This is a genomic window from Kitasatospora sp. NPDC040550 (assembly GCF_055594965.1).
In genome coordinates, this window is record NZ_JBVIWC010000011.1 from 119,813 (window position 1) to 135,209 (window position 15,397).

14 protein-coding genes are annotated in these 15,397 nt (G+C 73.8%); 3 read left to right on the top strand and 11 right to left on the bottom strand.

Annotation, left to right across the window (positions count from 1 at the left end; translation table 11 throughout):
* Positions 1-100: 100 nt before the first annotated feature.
* The 7 genes from ACZ58X_RS18290 to ACZ58X_RS18320 form a co-directional block, all read right to left on the bottom strand.
* Positions 101-1,171, bottom strand: a complete 1,071-nt coding sequence (locus tag ACZ58X_RS18290; RefSeq protein WP_470334651.1) for an adenosine deaminase — start codon at positions 1,169-1,171, stop codon at positions 101-103.
* 67 nt (positions 1,172-1,238) lie between these two features.
* Positions 1,239-2,534 (bottom strand): DUF445 domain-containing protein, encoded by a 1,296-nt coding sequence (locus ACZ58X_RS18295; protein WP_470334652.1) that lies wholly within the window; start codon positions 2,532-2,534, stop codon positions 1,239-1,241.
* A 148-nt stretch (positions 2,535-2,682) separates the two neighbouring features.
* Positions 2,683-4,023 (bottom strand): nucleotide sugar dehydrogenase, encoded by a 1,341-nt coding sequence (locus ACZ58X_RS18300; RefSeq protein WP_470334653.1) that lies wholly within the window; start codon positions 4,021-4,023, stop codon positions 2,683-2,685.
* A complete protein-coding gene (locus ACZ58X_RS18305; RefSeq protein WP_470334654.1) occupies positions 4,020-5,246 on the bottom strand; it encodes a glycosyltransferase family 2 protein in 1,227 nt (408 codons plus the stop codon). The genes ACZ58X_RS18300 and ACZ58X_RS18305 overlap by 4 nt, the downstream gene beginning before the upstream one ends.
* Positions 5,247-5,499: 253 nt before the next feature.
* Entirely contained in the window at positions 5,500-6,459 is a 960-nt protein-coding gene (locus ACZ58X_RS18310; protein WP_470334655.1) for an ABC transporter ATP-binding protein, read from the bottom strand.
* A gap of 26 nt (positions 6,460-6,485) precedes the next feature.
* Complete coding sequence (locus tag ACZ58X_RS18315) at positions 6,486-7,313, bottom strand: ABC transporter permease (RefSeq protein ID WP_470334656.1); 828 nt, start codon at positions 7,311-7,313, stop codon at positions 6,486-6,488.
* Positions 7,306-8,157, bottom strand: a complete 852-nt coding sequence (locus ACZ58X_RS18320; RefSeq protein ID WP_470334657.1) for an ABC transporter permease — start codon at positions 8,155-8,157, stop codon at positions 7,306-7,308. Before ACZ58X_RS18320 ends, ACZ58X_RS18315 begins: the two co-directional genes overlap by 8 nt.
* Positions 8,158-8,438: 281 nt before the next feature.
* Between ACZ58X_RS18320 and ACZ58X_RS18325 the strand changes: the two genes are divergently transcribed.
* Positions 8,439-10,751, top strand: coding sequence for a transglycosylase domain-containing protein (locus ACZ58X_RS18325; RefSeq protein ID WP_470334658.1), 2,313 nt, complete (start codon positions 8,439-8,441; stop codon positions 10,749-10,751).
* Positions 10,752-10,846: 95 nt separating this feature from the next.
* Here the strand turns inward: ACZ58X_RS18325 and ACZ58X_RS18330 are convergent, their stop codons facing one another.
* Positions 10,847-12,016, bottom strand: a complete 1,170-nt coding sequence (locus tag ACZ58X_RS18330) for a winged helix DNA-binding domain-containing protein (RefSeq protein WP_470334659.1) — start codon at positions 12,014-12,016, stop codon at positions 10,847-10,849.
* Between the two features lie 9 nt (positions 12,017-12,025).
* Positions 12,026-12,928, bottom strand: a complete 903-nt coding sequence (locus ACZ58X_RS18335) for a LysR family transcriptional regulator (protein ID WP_470334660.1) — start codon at positions 12,926-12,928, stop codon at positions 12,026-12,028.
* A 119-nt stretch (positions 12,929-13,047) separates the two neighbouring features.
* Between ACZ58X_RS18335 and ACZ58X_RS18340 the strand changes: the two genes are divergently transcribed.
* Entirely contained in the window at positions 13,048-13,767 is a 720-nt protein-coding gene (locus ACZ58X_RS18340) for an SDR family oxidoreductase (protein ID WP_470334661.1), read from the top strand.
* A 57-nt stretch (positions 13,768-13,824) separates the two neighbouring features.
* On the opposite strand, the gene ACZ58X_RS18345 is transcribed toward ACZ58X_RS18340, so the two are convergent.
* Positions 13,825-14,127 (bottom strand): GroES family chaperonin, encoded by a 303-nt coding sequence (locus ACZ58X_RS18345; protein WP_232543252.1) that lies wholly within the window; start codon positions 14,125-14,127, stop codon positions 13,825-13,827.
* Positions 14,128-14,325: 198 nt separating this feature from the next.
* Entirely contained in the window at positions 14,326-14,667 is a 342-nt protein-coding gene (locus tag ACZ58X_RS18350) for a DUF3618 domain-containing protein (RefSeq protein ID WP_375883121.1), read from the bottom strand.
* 156 nt (positions 14,668-14,823) lie between these two features.
* Between ACZ58X_RS18350 and bcp the strand changes: the two genes are divergently transcribed.
* Entirely contained in the window at positions 14,824-15,297 is a 474-nt protein-coding gene (gene bcp / locus ACZ58X_RS18355; protein ID WP_470334662.1) for a thioredoxin-dependent thiol peroxidase, read from the top strand.
* Positions 15,298-15,397: the final 100 nt, after the last annotated feature.

Sequence of the window (15,397 nt, forward strand, 5' to 3'; positions counted from 1 at the left end):
CACCCTGCGCCGCCCTGCGCCGCCCCTGGCGCCGCACCTGCGGCAGCACGCGAACCGCCCCGCCGACCGACGTCGACGGGGCGGTTGACCTGCGGGAACGTCAGCGCTGCTGCTGCCAGCCCGCCAGGTAGGAGTCGATCTCGCCGACCAGCCGCGCCTTGCCCGCCTGCTCCAGGAACGAGGCCTCGACCGCGTTGCGGGCCAGCGCCGCCACCCCGGTCTCGTCCAGCTCCAGCAGCCGCGCCGCCACCGCGTACTCGGTGTTGAGGTCGGTGCCGAACATCGGCGGGTCGTCGCTGTTGACGGTGACCAGCAGTCCGGCGTCCACCATCCGCTTGATCGGGTGGTCCTCGATCCGCTCGACCGCCCGGGTGGCGATGTTGGAGGTCGGGCAGACCTCCAGCGGGATGCGGTGCTCGCCCAGGTGGTCGACCAGTGCCGGGTCCTGCACCGCCTGGGTGCCGTGCCCGATGCGCTCGGCGCCGAGCTCGCGGATGGCGTCCCAGACCGTCTCCGGCCCGGTGGTCTCACCGGCGTGCGGGACGGAGCGCAGGCCGGTCGCCCGGGCCCGGTCGAAGTACGGCTTGAACTGGGGCCGCGGCACGCCGATCTCCGGGCCGCCCAGGCCGAAGCTGACCAGGCCCTCGGGGGCCAGGTCGGTGGCCAGCCGGGCGGTGATCTCGGCGGCCTCCAGGCCGGCCTCGCCCGGGATGTCGAAGCACCAGCGCAGCACCACGCCGAGGTCCTTCTCGGCGCGCAGCCGGGCGTCCTCGATCGCCTCCATGAAGGCCACGTCGGGGATGCCGCGCTTGACCGAGGAGTACGGCGTGAGGGTCAGCTCGGCGTAGCGGATGTTCTGCCGGGCCATGTCCTCGGCCACGCCGTAGGTGAGCGCCCGGACGTCCTCGGCGTCGCGGACGAGGTCCACCACGCTCAGGTAGACGTCGATGAAGTGCGCGAAGTCGGTGAAGGTGAAGTACTCGGCGAGCGCCGCCGGGTCCGTCGGCACCTTGGACTGCCCGGCGTACCGGGAGGCCAGGTCGGCGACGATCCGCGGCGAGGCGGAGCCGACGTGGTGGACGTGCAGTTCCGCCTTGGGCATCCCGGCGATGAACGCCTCGATGCTCCGGTCACCCGGGTTTCCGATCCGACTTCCGTCCGGCTGGACCACGGTGGTTCCCTCTTCTCTACTTCTCCGCGTACCGATTGGTGCTGGCAAGGATAGGCCCGGGCCCGGATCACCCGCCGAGGGCCACCGCCACGGTGTGGATCAGCAGCCCGGCCAGGGCGCCGACCACGGTGCCGTTGATCCGGATGAACTGGAGGTCCCGCCCGACGTTGGCCTCGATCTTGCGCGAGGCCTCGTCGGCGTCCCAGCCCGCCACCGTCTCGGAGATCAGCGAGGTGATCTCGGTCCGGTAGGTGTCGACCAGGTACTGGGCGGCGTCCTGCAGCCAGCCGTCGACCTTGGCCTGGAGCTTGGGGTCGGTGGCCAGGCGCTCGCCGAAGCGGCGCACGCCGTCGCGGATGCGCCGGCGCAGTTCGCTGTCCTCGTCCTCGGCCGCGCCCATCACCAGGGTGCGCACGGCCGCCCAGGTGGAGTTGATCAGGTCCTGCACCTCGGGGCGGGCCAGCAGCTCGCCCTTGGCGCGCTCGACCCGGGCGATGGTCTCGGGGTCGTTCTGCAGCTCGGTGGCGAAGTCGGCGAGGAAGTTGTCGATCGCGCCGCGGGCCGGGTGGTCGGGGTCGTCCCGGATGTCGGTGACGAAGCGCAGCAGCTCCTTGTAGACCCGCTCGCCGACCTGGTGGTCGAGGAACTTCGGGGTCCAGCCCGGGGTCTTCTGGGTGACCTTGCGGACCACGTCCTCGTGGTTGTCGGTCAGCCAGCCGTGCGCCCGGACCGCGACCAGGTCCACCACGCCGTGGTGCCCGCCGTCCGCGACCACCTTGCCCAGCATCCGGCCCATCGGCTCGGCCACCGAGGTCGCGGCGGCCCGCCTGGTCACCGCCTCGGCGACCACCGCCCGCACGTCGTCGTCGCGCAGCACCGCGAGGAGCCCGCGCAGCGCCGCCGAGGCCTCCTTGGTGACCCGCTCGGCGCTCCCCGGTGCGGCCAGCCACTCCCCCAGCCGGCGGCCGACGCCGAGCGCCGCCAGCCGGCCGCGCACCACGTGGGCGGCCAGGAAGTTGTCGCCGACGAAGTCGCCGAGCGAGCGCCCGAAGGCGTCCTTCTTGGTCGGGATGATCGCGGTGTGCGGGATCGGCAGGCCGAAGGGGCGGCGGAACAGCGCCGTCACGGCGAACCAGTCGGCCAGCGCGCCGACCATGCCCGCCTCGGCGGCGGCCGCCACGTACCCGGCCCAGGGGCCGGCGCCGGCCGCCTTGGCCCAGGTCGCGAGGGCGAAGACCAGGGTCGCGAAGGCCAGCAGGCCGGTCGCGATGGTCTTCATCCGGCGGACGCCGTGTCTCTTCTGCTCGTCGGCCGCGGTGAACCGGACCCCGGGGCCGGTCCCGCTGAAGGCTTCGTCACTCACCCCGCCAGTCTGCCCGCTGACCGGCGCGGACGGGGGCGTGCCCCGCGATCACACGCCCCCGGAGCCGATGCGCGCCCGGGCCGGCCCGCCTCGGACCCCCTCACGCCCCGCCCTCCTCACGCCCCGCCCGCCTCACGCCCCGCCCGCCTCACGCCCCGCCCAGCACGATCCGCCGCACCCCCGCCCCCGCCCAGCGCGCCGGATCCGTGCACCGCCGCCCGTCCAGCAGCACCCGCACCCCCGGCAGCTCCGCCGGCCCCAGCTCCCGGTACTCCGGGTGGTCCGCCTGCAACACCGCCGCCTCCACCGGCTCCCCGCCGTACGGGGGCAGCCCGAGCGCCGCCAGCTCCTCCGCCCGGTACAGCGGATCGGCGACGTACGGCCGGGCCCCGGCCGCCACCAGCGCCGCCACCAGCGGGAACACCCCCGAGTACGCCGTCTCCTTGACCCCGCCCCGGTACGAGGCCCCCAGCACCAGCACCCCCTGCCCGGCGATGCCCCCCGGTACCGCACCCGCCAGCACCCCGACCGCGTACCCGGGCACCTCCAGGTTGGCCTCCCGGGCCGCCCGGACCACCGTCGCCGCCGGGTCGTTCCACAGGTACAGCCGCGGGTACACCGGGATGCAGTGCCCGCCGACGGCGATGCCCGGCCGGTGCAGGTGGCTGTACGGCTGGGAGTTGCAGGCGTCGGCGACCTCGGCGAAGTCCACCCCGACCCGGTCCGCGTACCGGGCGAACTGGTTCGCCAGCGCGATGTTGACGTCCCGGTACGTGGTCTCGGCGAGCTTGGCGAACTCGGCCGCCTCCACCGAGGCCAGCTCCCACACCCCGTTGGGCCGGGGCAGGTCCGGGCGCGGGTCGAAGTCCAGCACCGCCCGGTAGAAGTCGGCACCGCGCCGCAGCGAGGCGGCGTCCAGCCCGCCGACCAGCTTGGGGTAGCGCCGCAGATCGGCGAAGACCCGGCCGGTGCGCACCCGCTCCGGGCTGAACACCAGCGCGAAGTCCGCCCCGGGCGCCAGCCCGGAGCCGGCCGCCAGCCGGGGCGCCCAGCGCTCCCGGGTGGTGCCGACCGGCAGCGTGGTCTCGTAGCTGACCAGCGCGCCGCGGCGCAGCCCGGCCGCGACGGCGTCGGTGGCCGCGTCGAGCAGGGCGAAGTCCGGGGTGCCGTCGGCGGCGGTGACCAGCGGGACGACCAGGACGACGGCCTGCGAGGCGGCCACCGCGGCCGTGGTGTCGGTGGTGGCGCGCAGCCGGCCCTCGGCGACCACCCGCTTGAGCGCCTCGTCCAACCCCTCCTCCCGGGGGAACGGCGGCACGCCCAGGTTGACGCTCTCCACCACCCGGGGCGCGATGTCCGCGCCGAGGACCCGGTGCCCCTTCGACGCGAACTGCACGGCCAGCGGCAGGCCCAGCTTGCCGAGGCCGACCACGCAGACGTCCTGACCACGCTCGTCCGGGCCCGTACCCGGGCCGACGTCGGGGCTCATCCCCGGCCTCCGTTCACCGAGTTGGCGAGCCTGCGCCACACCGGATGGCGCCGCAGCCCGCGCCGCACCTGCTCCGGTACGACGCCGCGCCACAGCTGCTGGGCGAGGTTGAGCGGCGGCGCGGCGACCGGCAGCGGCTCCTCGCCCAGCAGGAACAGCCCGTCGGGCAGGCCGAGCCGGGCGTCCCGGAACGCCGGGTAGCCCGCGTAGCGCCGTCGGCCGACCACCACCACCGGCGGGTCGCCGTGCGCGGCCTCGTAGCGGATCTGGTCGCGCAGCGCCTCCGGCCTTACGGCGGCGGCGAGTTCGAGCCGCAGCCGGGCGGTGACCGGGAGCCGGTCGTACACCGCGCGGGCGCCGAAGCGCTCGATCATCCGGCCGACCTCGGCGCACACCCGCCGCTGCAGCCCGTCGTCCAGCAGCAGGAAGCCGTCCTGGAGCAGCCGGGGCACGTCCCAGACGAAGCTGCGCACCCGGATGGCGTCCAACTCCTCGCCGGGATCGGCCAGTTCGGCGGCCACCTGCTGGAGCGCGGCGATCCCGCGCAGCCGGTCGAGCACCGAGGCCCGCTCGGTGACGTTGCCCCGGTCCTCGCGCAGCACCAGGAAGTAGCAGTCGTAGTCGGCCAGGACGGACACCCGGGCGGCCCGCAGGCAGGCCTCCAGGGTGAACGGCTGGTCCGAGAAGACCTTCAACTCCTCGTTGCGGCGCAGCCCGTGGCGCCGGACGAGGTCCGTCCGGAACAGCTTGGTGTCGGACAGCGCCCAGGCCAGCGCCGAGTCGGCGAAGCCGACCGACTCGGCGTCGGCGTGGAAGATGCCCTGCGGCACCAGCCGCCCGTTCACCCCGACCTGCTTGGGCACCACCACGTCCGAGCCCCACGCGTCGGCGGCCGCGACCAGCCGCTCCAGCGCCTCCTCGCCGAGCCAGTCGTCGGCGCCGAGGAACAGCACGTACCGCCCCCGGGCCAGGTCCGCGCCGCGGTTGGTGGGGGCCGCCGGGCCGCCCGAGTTGGGCTGGTGGACCACCCGGAACAGCCCGGGGTGCCGGGCCGCGTACTCGTCCAGCAGCACCTCGCCGCCGTCCGTGGAGCCGTCGTCCACGACCACCACCTCCAGTCGCCCCGGCGCCAGGGACTGCCCGACCAGCGAGTCCAGGCAGGCGGTGAGGTACGGCATGGTGTTGTAGACCGCGACCACCACGGTCACGTCGGGTACGGTCATCGGGCGGCGGGCCTCCGGGGCAGTGGTGGTTCGCCGGTGCGCTGGCCGGCGGCGACGCACCGTCCAACTCGGCCACCGGCCGGGGAGTCACGTGCCCTCCCCGGACGGGTGACCGGAACCGAACGCCCGCCCGAACCGCCAACCGGCGGCCGTCAACCGGCCACCGGCCCCGAGCCCCGCGCGCGCCGAGCCCCGCGCGCGCCGAGCCCCCGCGCGACCCAGGCCCCGCCGCCCCGCGACCGGCGCCCCCGCCTCAGCCGATCGCCACCTCCGCGTACATCCGCGCGATCACGTCCTCGATGGCCGGCTCGCGCACCGAGAGGTCCACCAGCGGGTACCGCGCCGCGACCGCCGCCACGATCGGCGCCGCACTCTCCTGCGCCGGGAAGGCCAGCCACTGGCGCGGCCCGTCGACCTTCACCACCCGCGCCCCGGCCACCTCGATCGCCGGCCGGGCCTCGGCCAGGTCGACCACCAGCGTCCGCTCGCTGCGCCCGGCGGCGTGCAGCCCGTCCAGCCCGCCGTCGTGGACGACCCGGCCGTGGTCGATCACCATCACCCGGCCGCAGAGCTGCTCGATGTCGGTGAGGTCGTGGGTGGTGAGCAGCACCGTGGTGCCGTGGTCCCGGTTGACCTCGCGGAGGAACTCGCGCACCCGGCCCTTGCTGACCACGTCCAGGCCGATGGTCGGCTCGTCCAGGTAGAGCACCTGGGGGTCGTGCAGCAGGGCCGCGGCGAGGTCGCCGCGCATCCGCTGGCCGAGCGAGAGCTGCCGTACGGGGGTGTCCAACAGGCCTCCCAGGTCGAGCAGTTCGACGCAGCGGCCGAGGTTCTCGCGGTACCGCCGGTCGGGGATCCGGTAGATCCGGCGGGCGAGTTCGAAGGAGTCGCGCAGCGGGAGGTCCCACCACAGGGTGGTGCGCTGCCCGAAGACGACGCCGATCCGGCGGGCCAGCGCGACCCGTTCGCGGGCCGGGTCGACCCCGGCGACGCGCAGCCGGCCGGAGCTGGGGACGAGGATGCCGGTGAGCATCTTGATGGTGGTCGACTTCCCGGCCCCGTTGGGCCCGATGTAGCCGACGCACTCGCCGGCCTCGACGGTGAAGCTGAGGCCGTCCACCGCGCGCACCTCGCGCTTGACCCGGCTGAACCGGCCGGTGCGGGCCCGCACGGTGAAGGTGCGGTGGACGTCCTGGAGTTCGATCAGTGCCATGGGTGCTCCTTGCGTTGCGGGGAGGGTCAACTGCCGGTGCCGCGGTAGGCGCGCAGTCCGGCCCGCCAGGCCAGCCCGGCGGCGGCGACGCAGAGCGCGGCGGCGACCGGGGAGGCGTACTGGAACGCGGTGGGCAGCCCGAGCGGGTCGGGCCGGTCGAGGATGCGCAGGGTGGGCAGCCAGTTGACGAAGGCCAGCGGGACCCCGAAGACCACCCCGGCGACCAGTTCCTTGGCGAAGACCGTCGGCGGGTAGTGCAGCAGGGTCGCGCCGCCGTAGGTGAAGGAGTTCTGGATCTCCTTGGACTCGCCCCACCAGAACTGGACGGTGGCGCCGCCGACGTAGATCGCGCCGAAGATGACGCTGCCGCACACCAGCAGGACGGGCACCAGCAGCACCCGGTCCCAGGTCCAGTGCACGTCCAGGGCGGCCAGCGACCAGGCGAGCACGAGCACGGCCTGGAGCGGGCGGCCGAGCCGGCGCAGGCTGAACCGCTCGGCGCACAGCTGGGAGAGTGCGGGCGCGGGGCGGACCAGCATGGTGTCCAGCGAACCGTTCATGATCCGTACGCCGAGGCCGTCGGCCGAGCCGACCAGCAGGTTGGCGATGCCGAGCGAGAAGGTCGCGGTGGCGTAGAGGAAGGCGATCTCGGGCAGGTGCCAGCCGCCGAGCTGGTCGGTGTGCCGGAACATGATCACCAGCACGACGAAGTCGAGCGAGTGGGTGACCAGGCTGGCCAGCAGGTTGAGCAGGAAGGAGGCCCGGTAGGCCATCATCGAGCGCATCCACATCCGGGCGCAGAGCCACCAGGAGCGGACCGCCCAGGAGGTCCGGGCGAGGAACGGCTCAGCCACCCTGCACCACCACCCGGCGGGTCGCCAGCCACTGCGCGCCCCGGCCCGCGGCCAGCAGCGCGGTCGCCCAGCCGAGCTGGAAGCCGAGCGCCCGGAGCAGTCCGGTGCCGCCCGCCCGCTCCAGGAAGACGTCGGTCGGCACCTTGACCAGGGCCGCCCAGGGCAGCACCCGGGCGAGGTCGCCGAGCCAGCCGGGGAAGAGCGCGATCGGCAGCAGCATCCCGGAGAAGAACATCGAGACCACCAGGGTCACCGCGCGCACCCCCTCCGAGTCGTGCAGCCAGAAGCCGGTGATCGAGACCAGGAACCGCACGCCGAAGCTGACCAGCAGCGCGAGCAGCACCGAGAGCAGGAAGAACACCCAGGTCAGCGGCCGCTCGGGCATCCGGGTGCGGAACACCAGGGCGCCGAACAGCATCGGTACGGTGCCGCGGACCAGTGCCTGGAAGCCGGCCCGGCCGAGGTCGGTGGCCAGCCACCAGCCCTGGAAGTCGACCGGACGGTAGAGGTCGACGGCGATGTCCCCGCTGCGGAAGCGGTCCTGGACCTCGTCCTGGAAGCCCCCGCCCCAGACCGCGACGGTGACCAGCAGGCCCTGGCTGACCCAGATGTAGGTGACGGCCTGGCCCTGGTCGTAGCCGCCGAGGTTGGGGCGGGCCTGCCAGAGGGCGAGGAAGGAGGAGGCCAGGATGACCCCGAAGACGGTGTTGGTGAAGGTCCCGGCCAGGGTGGCGGCCCGGTAGGTGGAGTAGCGGCGGAAGGCGCCGCGGGCGACTGCGGCGTACAGCCCGAGGGTGGTGCCGGTATCGGGAGGCCTCGCCTCCACGGTGGAAGCTCCGTGCATATTGTCTCCTTATCGACATTTGTGGGCGCAGACGGGCGCCGCGCGACGTCGGCGCACACCCCAGCGGCCCCGACCGACCACCCCCGGGGGTACCGGGCCGGACGTGCGGAGCTGACGAAGTGGACGCGCTATGCGATTTGCACCTTTCACCGTACCGCCGGCCCCCACGGCCCGCACCCGGATTTCCGACGCACCCCGGGGCGCACGGACCGCGACGCGCAACCACGCAGCTCAGACCCCCGCCGCCGCTGAACCCACGTCAAATAGCAGATAATCCCGCCATGACGTTGAGCACCCGCCGCCAGGCCAAACGGGCCGCCCGCCGCGAAGCCCGCCGCGCCCTCCCCCTCTGGCGCCGGCTCCTGCCCACCTGGCGGATCACCCTCGGCACCCTCAGCGCACTGCTGCTGATCGCCGTCGGCGCCTTCGCCGTGCTCTACGTCATCGTCCCGGTGCCCGACCCCAACGCCCACGCCACCGCCCAGAACAACATCTACCTCTACGCCGACGGCACCACCGAGATCGCCCGCACCGGAGCCGTCAACCGCACCGACGTCACCATCGAGCAGATCCCCCTGCCGACCCAGCAGGCCGTCGTCTCCGCCGAGGACCGCACCTTCTACCAGAACCGGGGCATCGACCTGAAAGGCATGGCCCGGGCCGGCTGGAACACCCTGCTCGGCAAGGGCATGCAGGGCGGCTCCACCATCACCCAGCAGTACGTCAAGAACTACTACCTGACCCAGGACCAGACCTTCGAACGCAAGGGCCGCGAACTCTTCATCGCCCTCAAGGTCGACCAGCAGCGCAGCAAGAACGAGATCCTCGCCGGCTACCTCAACAGCAGCTACTTCGGCCGCGGCGCCTACGGCATCCAGAGCGCCGCCCACGCCTACTACGGCGTCGACGTCTCCCAACTCACCCTCGGCCAGGGCGCCTACCTCGCCTCCCTGCTCCAGGCCCCCAGCCTCTACGACGTCAGGACCGCCACCCCCGCCAACCGCGAGAAGGCCCTCGCCCGCTGGAACTACGCCCTCGACGGCATGGTCCAACTCGGCTTCCTCACCAGCGCCGACCGCACCGCCACCACCTTCCCCGAACCCATCGACCCCCAGCCCGCCACCGGCCTCGCCGGCCAGGCCGGCTACCTGGTCGGCGTCGCCGACGACTACCTCATCTCCTCCGGCACCATCGACGCCGCCACCCTCAAGGCCGGCGGCTGGCGGATCACCACCACCTTCGACAAGCCCCGGCAGGACGCCTTCGTCAAGGCCGTCCAGTCCGAACTCACCAGCGAGCTCGACCCCAAGGCCCGCCCCACCACCGACACCGACGTCCGGGTCGCCGGCGCCTCCGTCGAACCCGCCACCGGCCGGGTCGTCGCCGTCTACGGCGGTCCCGACTACGCCAAGCAGCCCTTCAACGACGCCCTGCGCCAGGACAACCAGATCGGCTCCACCTTCAAACCGGTCGACCTCGCCGCCGGCCTGATCGCCCAGCACAGCGTCGACGGCCGCCCGATCACCACCGAGACCCGCTACGACGGCACCAGCGAACGCCCCGTCACCGGCGGCCCCACCCCGTACGCCCCGCCCAACGAGGACGACGTCGACTACGGCAACATCACCCTGCGCTACGCCATGGTCAAGTCCGTCAACTCCGTCTACGCCCAGGAAGGCGTCGACGCCGGACTCGGCCGCGTCCGGGACACCGCCGTCAAACTCGGCATCCCCGACAGCGTCCGCGGCATGGACCCGGCCAACACCTCGATGACCCTCGGCACCGCCACCCCCAGCGCCCTCGACCTGGCCGGCACCTACGCCACCCTCGCCAACCACGGCCAGGCACACACCCCCTGGTCCGTCCAGAAACTCGAACGGGTCAACCCCGGCGGCGCGATCGACGTCCCCAAGATGCCCGACCACAAGGCCACCGACGCCATCGGCCGCACCGTCGCCGACTCCGTCACCGACGTCCTGCGCGACGTCGTCAGCCCCCGCGGCACCGGCGCCGCCGCCCTCGACCTGGGCCGCCCCGCCGCCGGCAAGACCGGCACCACCGACGCCAACCTCTCCGCCTGGTTCGCCGGCTACACCCCCGAACTCACCACCACCGTCGGCCTGTTCCGCGAGAACCCGAAGACCCACGCCAAGGAGCCGCTGGCCGGCACCGCAGGCCTCACCCGGGTCAACGGCGGCGCCTTCCCCACCCGGATCTGGACCGACTACATGACCGCCGCCCTGAACGGCACCCCCACCCAGCAGTTCGACCTGCAGACCGGCCGCGGCGACCAGGGCCCCGACACCTGGACCCCCACCGGCACCCCCAGCACCAGCACCTCCCCCACCGGCACCCCCAGCACCCCCACCACCGGCGCCCCCGCACCCACCACCCCCAGCCACGCCCCCAGCGCCCCCGCCGCCACCGAACAGCCCGGCCCCGACGCCCCCAGCCCGCAGAACCCCCAGCCCACCCCCAGCCAGGAACAGCCCACCCCCAGCACCCGGCCCACCCCGACCCGGCCCGCCCGCCCCAGCAACCCGCCCACCGCCACCACCGGGCCCACCGCAACGGCCACCGCCCCGGCCCAATGAGCCGGGACCCGGTGAGCCGAGGCCCAGTGAGCCGAGGCCCGGTGAGCCCAGCCCCGGCCCGGTGACCGATCAGGGGAGGCCGGGCCCCGCTCCCGCTACGCCACCAACTCCCGCTCCAGCGGCGTACGGAAGCGCGGCGTCACCCGCACCTCCCCCAGCCACCCCGCCAACCGCCCGGCCTCCGCCGCGACCGCCCGCTCCGCCTCCGCCCCCACAGCGCGGAACAGCCGCCACACCACCTCACCGTCCGCCCGCTGCGCCCAGCCGCCGACCACCTCGCCGCACCACCACACCGTCGGCCCCGCGTTCCCCGCCCGGTCGAACAGCGCCGGCACGTCCTCCGGCCGCAGGTACCAGTCCCGCCCGCGCCACCCCATCACCGCCGGATCCAGCGCCGGCAACAGCGCCGCCCACGGCTCCGGGGCCGCCACCGGCCCCTCGTCCCCCGGCAGCACCACGGCCGCGGCGCCGTCCGCCAGCGCCACCGCCCGCGCGTCCACGTCCGCCAGCGCCCGCCGGACGTCCCCCAGCGTCCAGCCCGTCCACCACTTCACGTCCTCGACCGTGGCCGGCCCGTACGCCGCGAGCCAGCGCCGCACCACCTCCGCCTTCGCCTCCCGCACCGGCACGTCCGGCCACTGCGGCACCAGCGCCCACGGATAGCTGCTGCTCAGCCAGGACCCGCGCGGACGGCACCGGCGCACGTGCCCGTCCGAGGCCAGCAGCCGCAGCAGCCGACTGCCCACGCTCTGCTTCGCCTCGTACGCCTTGCCCGCCGACATCAGCATCGTCTCCCGCAACTGCGGTACGTCGTCGCCGAGTTCCTTGGTCGTCGCCTCGCCGCGCACGGCCAGCGCGGCCAGCACCGCACGCTCCGCCTCCGCCAGCCGGGCCTCGTCCCAGCCCTCGGCGTGGGCGCGCAGGTGCTTGAGCAGCGTCGCCCGCTCCTTCGCCGCGATCGCCCGTGCCGCCACCGAACTCACGTACGGGGCCAGGCCCTCCGTCACCGCGAAGATCGTCCGCCGCATCGACAGCAGCTTCACCAGCGAGACGTCCTCGTACAGCGCCCGGTCCACCTCCGCCGCCGAGGGCTCCGCCAGCCGCGCGCACGCGGACAGGTACACCGTCGCCGCGTCCGTGGCGTGCAGCCCGACCACCGCGTCCGCCACGTCCTCCACCCGCGCCACCCGCACCGAGGGCGCCAACAACTGCCGCCGGCCCAACCGGGCCCGCCGCTCCACCTCACCGATCACCGGGACGCTCATGCCCGGACCCTAGCGGCCACCACCGACAGAACCGATGCGCTCCGCCGCGGACCCGGCCAACTCCGCGAACTCCGCCAGCAACGGCGACGTCCGCCCCGCCGCCCAGGCCAGGCACACCCGGTGGGGCGCGAGGTCCGACACCGGCACGTGCACGACGTCCGCGCGGGTGTAGAAGGCCGCCATCGACAACGGCAGCACCACCATCCCCTCCCCCGCCGCCACGTACTCCAGCTTCTCCTCCACCGTGTCCACCCGCGGCCGCGACCGCTCCGGCCGCCGCCCGGACACCCCCGGCAGATCCCGCCACTCCGGCACGAAGTCCGGATCCTGCAACAGCAGCTCACCACCCAACTCGGCCATCACGACCGACACTTCACCCGCCAGCCGGTGCCCGGCCGGCAACACCGCCACCCGCGGCTCGGCGAACAGCGGACGCAGCACCAGACCCTGCCGGTCCACCGGCAGGCGGACACAGGAGACGTCCACCCGGCCGTCCAACACCATCCGCGCCTGATCGGCCCAGGAGGTCCGCACCACCTCCACCGCCAGCCCCGGATGCCGCCCGCGCAGCCCCCGCACCGCCGCCGTCACCGCCACCCCCGGCATGAACCCCACCACGAACCGCGCCGGCCCCTCCCCCGACCGCCCCACCCGACGACGCAGGGCCTCCGCCGCCGCCAGCAACGGCGGCGCATCCTCCAACAACTGCCGCCCCGCATCCGTCAGTTCGGTCGACCGCCGGTCACGCCGGAACAACTGCGCACCGAACTCCGCCTCCAGCGCCCGGATCTGCCGCGACAGCACGGGCTGCGCGATGTGCAGCTCCACCGCCGCCCGGCCGAAGTGCAACTCCCGCGCCACCGCCACGAAATACCGCAGCTTCCGAAGATCGACGTCCACCGGCACCGCCACCCCCGCTCCCCGCTGATACCCCGAGGGTATGACAGCCGACCGAACAGGTCTTGGACGACACCACCCCACCCGGCGCACGATCGACACAAGCCCCCGGCCACACCACGAAAGGCGCCACCATGCCCCTCACCGAACAGCACGTCGTCGTCCTCGGCGGCACCTCCGGCATCGGCCACGCCACCGCCGCCCTCGCCGCCGAACGCGGCGCCCGCGTCACCGTCGTCTCCAGCCGACCGGACAGCGCCCGGAACGCCCTCGCCACCCTGCCCACCGGCACCACCGCCGAGACCGCCGACCTCACCGACCACCACCAGGTCAGCGCCCTCTTCGACCGCCTCGGCCCGCTCGACCACCTGGTCTACACCGCCGGCGACCCGCTCGCCCTGATGACCGTCGACGCCATGGACCTCGACGCCGCCCGCGCCCTCTTCACCCTGCGCTACTTCGGCGCCCTCGACGCCGTCCGCGCCGCCACCCCGCAGCTGCGCCCCGGCGGCTCGATCACCCTCACCTCCGGCACCGCCGGCATGCGCCCGGTACCGGGCTGGAGCGTCGCCGCGAGCGTCTGCGGCGCGGTCGAAGCCCTCGTCCGGGCGCTGGCCGTGGAACTCGCCCCGATCCGGGTCAACGCCGTCCGGGCCGGGATGATCCGCACCCCGCTCTGGTCCGGCCTGCCCGAGGCCGACCGCGAGCAGCTGTACGCGCAGACCGCCGCCGCCCTCCCCCTCGGCCGGATCGGCGACCCCGAGGACACCGCCGGGGCCTACGCGTACCTGATGGAACAGCGCTTCGCCACCGGCACCGTCCTCACCGTCGACGGCGGCGGGCTGCTCGCGTAGGACACCCGGTCAGAGGTACGGACGGTCAGAGGTACGGACGGTCAGAGGTAGAGGCGGTCAGAGGTAGAGGCCCGTCGAACCCTCCGTGTCACCGAAGCGGCTCGCCGCCACCGCGTGCAGGTCCCGCTCGCGCAGCAGCACGTAGGTGGCGCCGCGGACCTCCACCTCCAGCTTGTCCTCCGGGTCGTACAGCACCCGGTCGCCGGGCTCCACGGAGCGCACGCTCTGACCCACCGCCACGGCCTCCGCCCAGGTGCAGCGCTTCGAGAGCTCCGCGGTCGCCGGGATCAGGATGCCGCCGGTCGAGCGGCGCTCGCCCTCGCTGCCCTCGATGCGCACCAGCACGCGGTCGTGCAGCATCCGGATCGGCAGCTTCTCGCCCAGCCGGTCGTGCCGCACCGCGTCGTGCCCGTGGTCGGAAGGGGTCGGTTCGTCGTTCGTACTCACGGTCCCGAAGGTACCGCCCCCGGGCGCGGCGCGTGACGCTGGCCCGGCATGCGGAAGGGCCGGCCCGCCCGCGGCGGCCCGGCCCTCCGGTGGTCCCGCTCGATCCGCCGCTCAGTCCTCGCGGCGCTTGCGCGAGGAGGACAGCAGCACCACCAGGCCGAGGCCGACCAGCGCGACCGGGACGATCCGCTCCTTGCGCGGCTGCCCCTTCTCGTCCACGAACTGCGCCTTGACCTTCTCCACCAGGCCGTTCGCGGCCACGTACGCCCGCGCCGTCTTCTCCTCGACGGTGGCCATCGCCTTCGCCTTGACCTGCGCGGAGATGGTGCTCGGGTGGATCCGCACGGCCAGCTCGTCCAGGTTCGACGCCAGCCGGTCACGGGTGCGCTCGATGTCCGCCTCGATCTGCGCAGCCGTCCGCGCCGGCTTGTCCTGCGTGCTCGCGTCGCCCACTCGGGCCACCCCATTCACTTGCCGATGTAGTCCTGTCGTCCTCTGCGACCAACCCAGTTTGTCAGCTGCCACGCACGGGCGCGCGGCCCCACCCACCAACGGAGGTAAGTTTGCCGTGGTACGACCGTCCGTCCCAGCCTCCAGGAGAGTACGACCGTGACTGAGCGTCTCCAGCCCGGCGACACCGCGCCCGCATTCAGCCTGTCCGACGCCGACGGCAACCAGGTCTCGCTCGCCGACCACCTGGGCCGCAAGGTCATCGTCTACTTCTACCCGGCCGCCCTCACCCCCGGCTGCACCAAGCAGGCCTGCGACTTCACCGACAACCTCGCGGTCTTCGCGGGCGCCGGCTACGACGTCATCGGCATCTCCCCGGACCTGCCGGAGAAGCTCGGCACGTTCCGCGAGAAGGAGGACCTCAAGGTCACCCTGCTCTCCGACCCGGACCACCAGGTGCTGGAGGCCTACGCCGCCTACGGCGAGAAGCAGAACTACGGCCGCACCTACCAGGGCGTGATCCGCTCCACGATCGTCGTGGACGAGCAGGGCAAGGTCGAGCGCGCCCTCTACAACGTCAAGGCCACCGGGCACGTCGCCAAGCTGCTGCGGGACCTCAAGGTCGAGGCCTGAGCCACCCGGACGAACCGACCGAACTGAACGAAGCGGTGGCGGCCCACCCCCCGACCGGGTGTGCCGCCACCGCCGTTCCTCACCTCGGGTGACTGCCGTC

Excerpts from the sequence above, each read along its gene's own strand:
- ACZ58X_RS18300 (WP_470334653.1), bottom strand. The coding sequence starts at position 4,023 with ATGAGCCCCGACGTCGGCCCGGGTACGGGCCCGGACGAGCGTGGTCAG.
- ACZ58X_RS18305 (WP_470334654.1), bottom strand. The coding sequence starts at position 5,246 with ATGACCGTACCCGACGTGACCGTGGTGGTCGCGGTCTACAACACCATG.
- ACZ58X_RS18310 (WP_470334655.1), bottom strand. The coding sequence starts at position 6,459 with ATGGCACTGATCGAACTCCAGGACGTCCACCGCACCTTCACCGTGCGG.
- ACZ58X_RS18320 (WP_470334657.1), bottom strand. The coding sequence starts at position 8,157 with ATGCACGGAGCTTCCACCGTGGAGGCGAGGCCTCCCGATACCGGCACC.
- ACZ58X_RS18325 (WP_470334658.1), top strand. The coding sequence starts at position 8,439 with ATGACGTTGAGCACCCGCCGCCAGGCCAAACGGGCCGCCCGCCGCGAA.
- ACZ58X_RS18330 (WP_470334659.1), bottom strand. The coding sequence starts at position 12,016 with ATGAGCGTCCCGGTGATCGGTGAGGTGGAGCGGCGGGCCCGGTTGGGC.
- ACZ58X_RS18340 (WP_470334661.1), top strand. The coding sequence starts at position 13,048 with ATGCCCCTCACCGAACAGCACGTCGTCGTCCTCGGCGGCACCTCCGGC.
- ACZ58X_RS18345 (WP_232543252.1), bottom strand. The coding sequence starts at position 14,127 with ATGCTGCACGACCGCGTGCTGGTGCGCATCGAGGGCAGCGAGGGCGAG.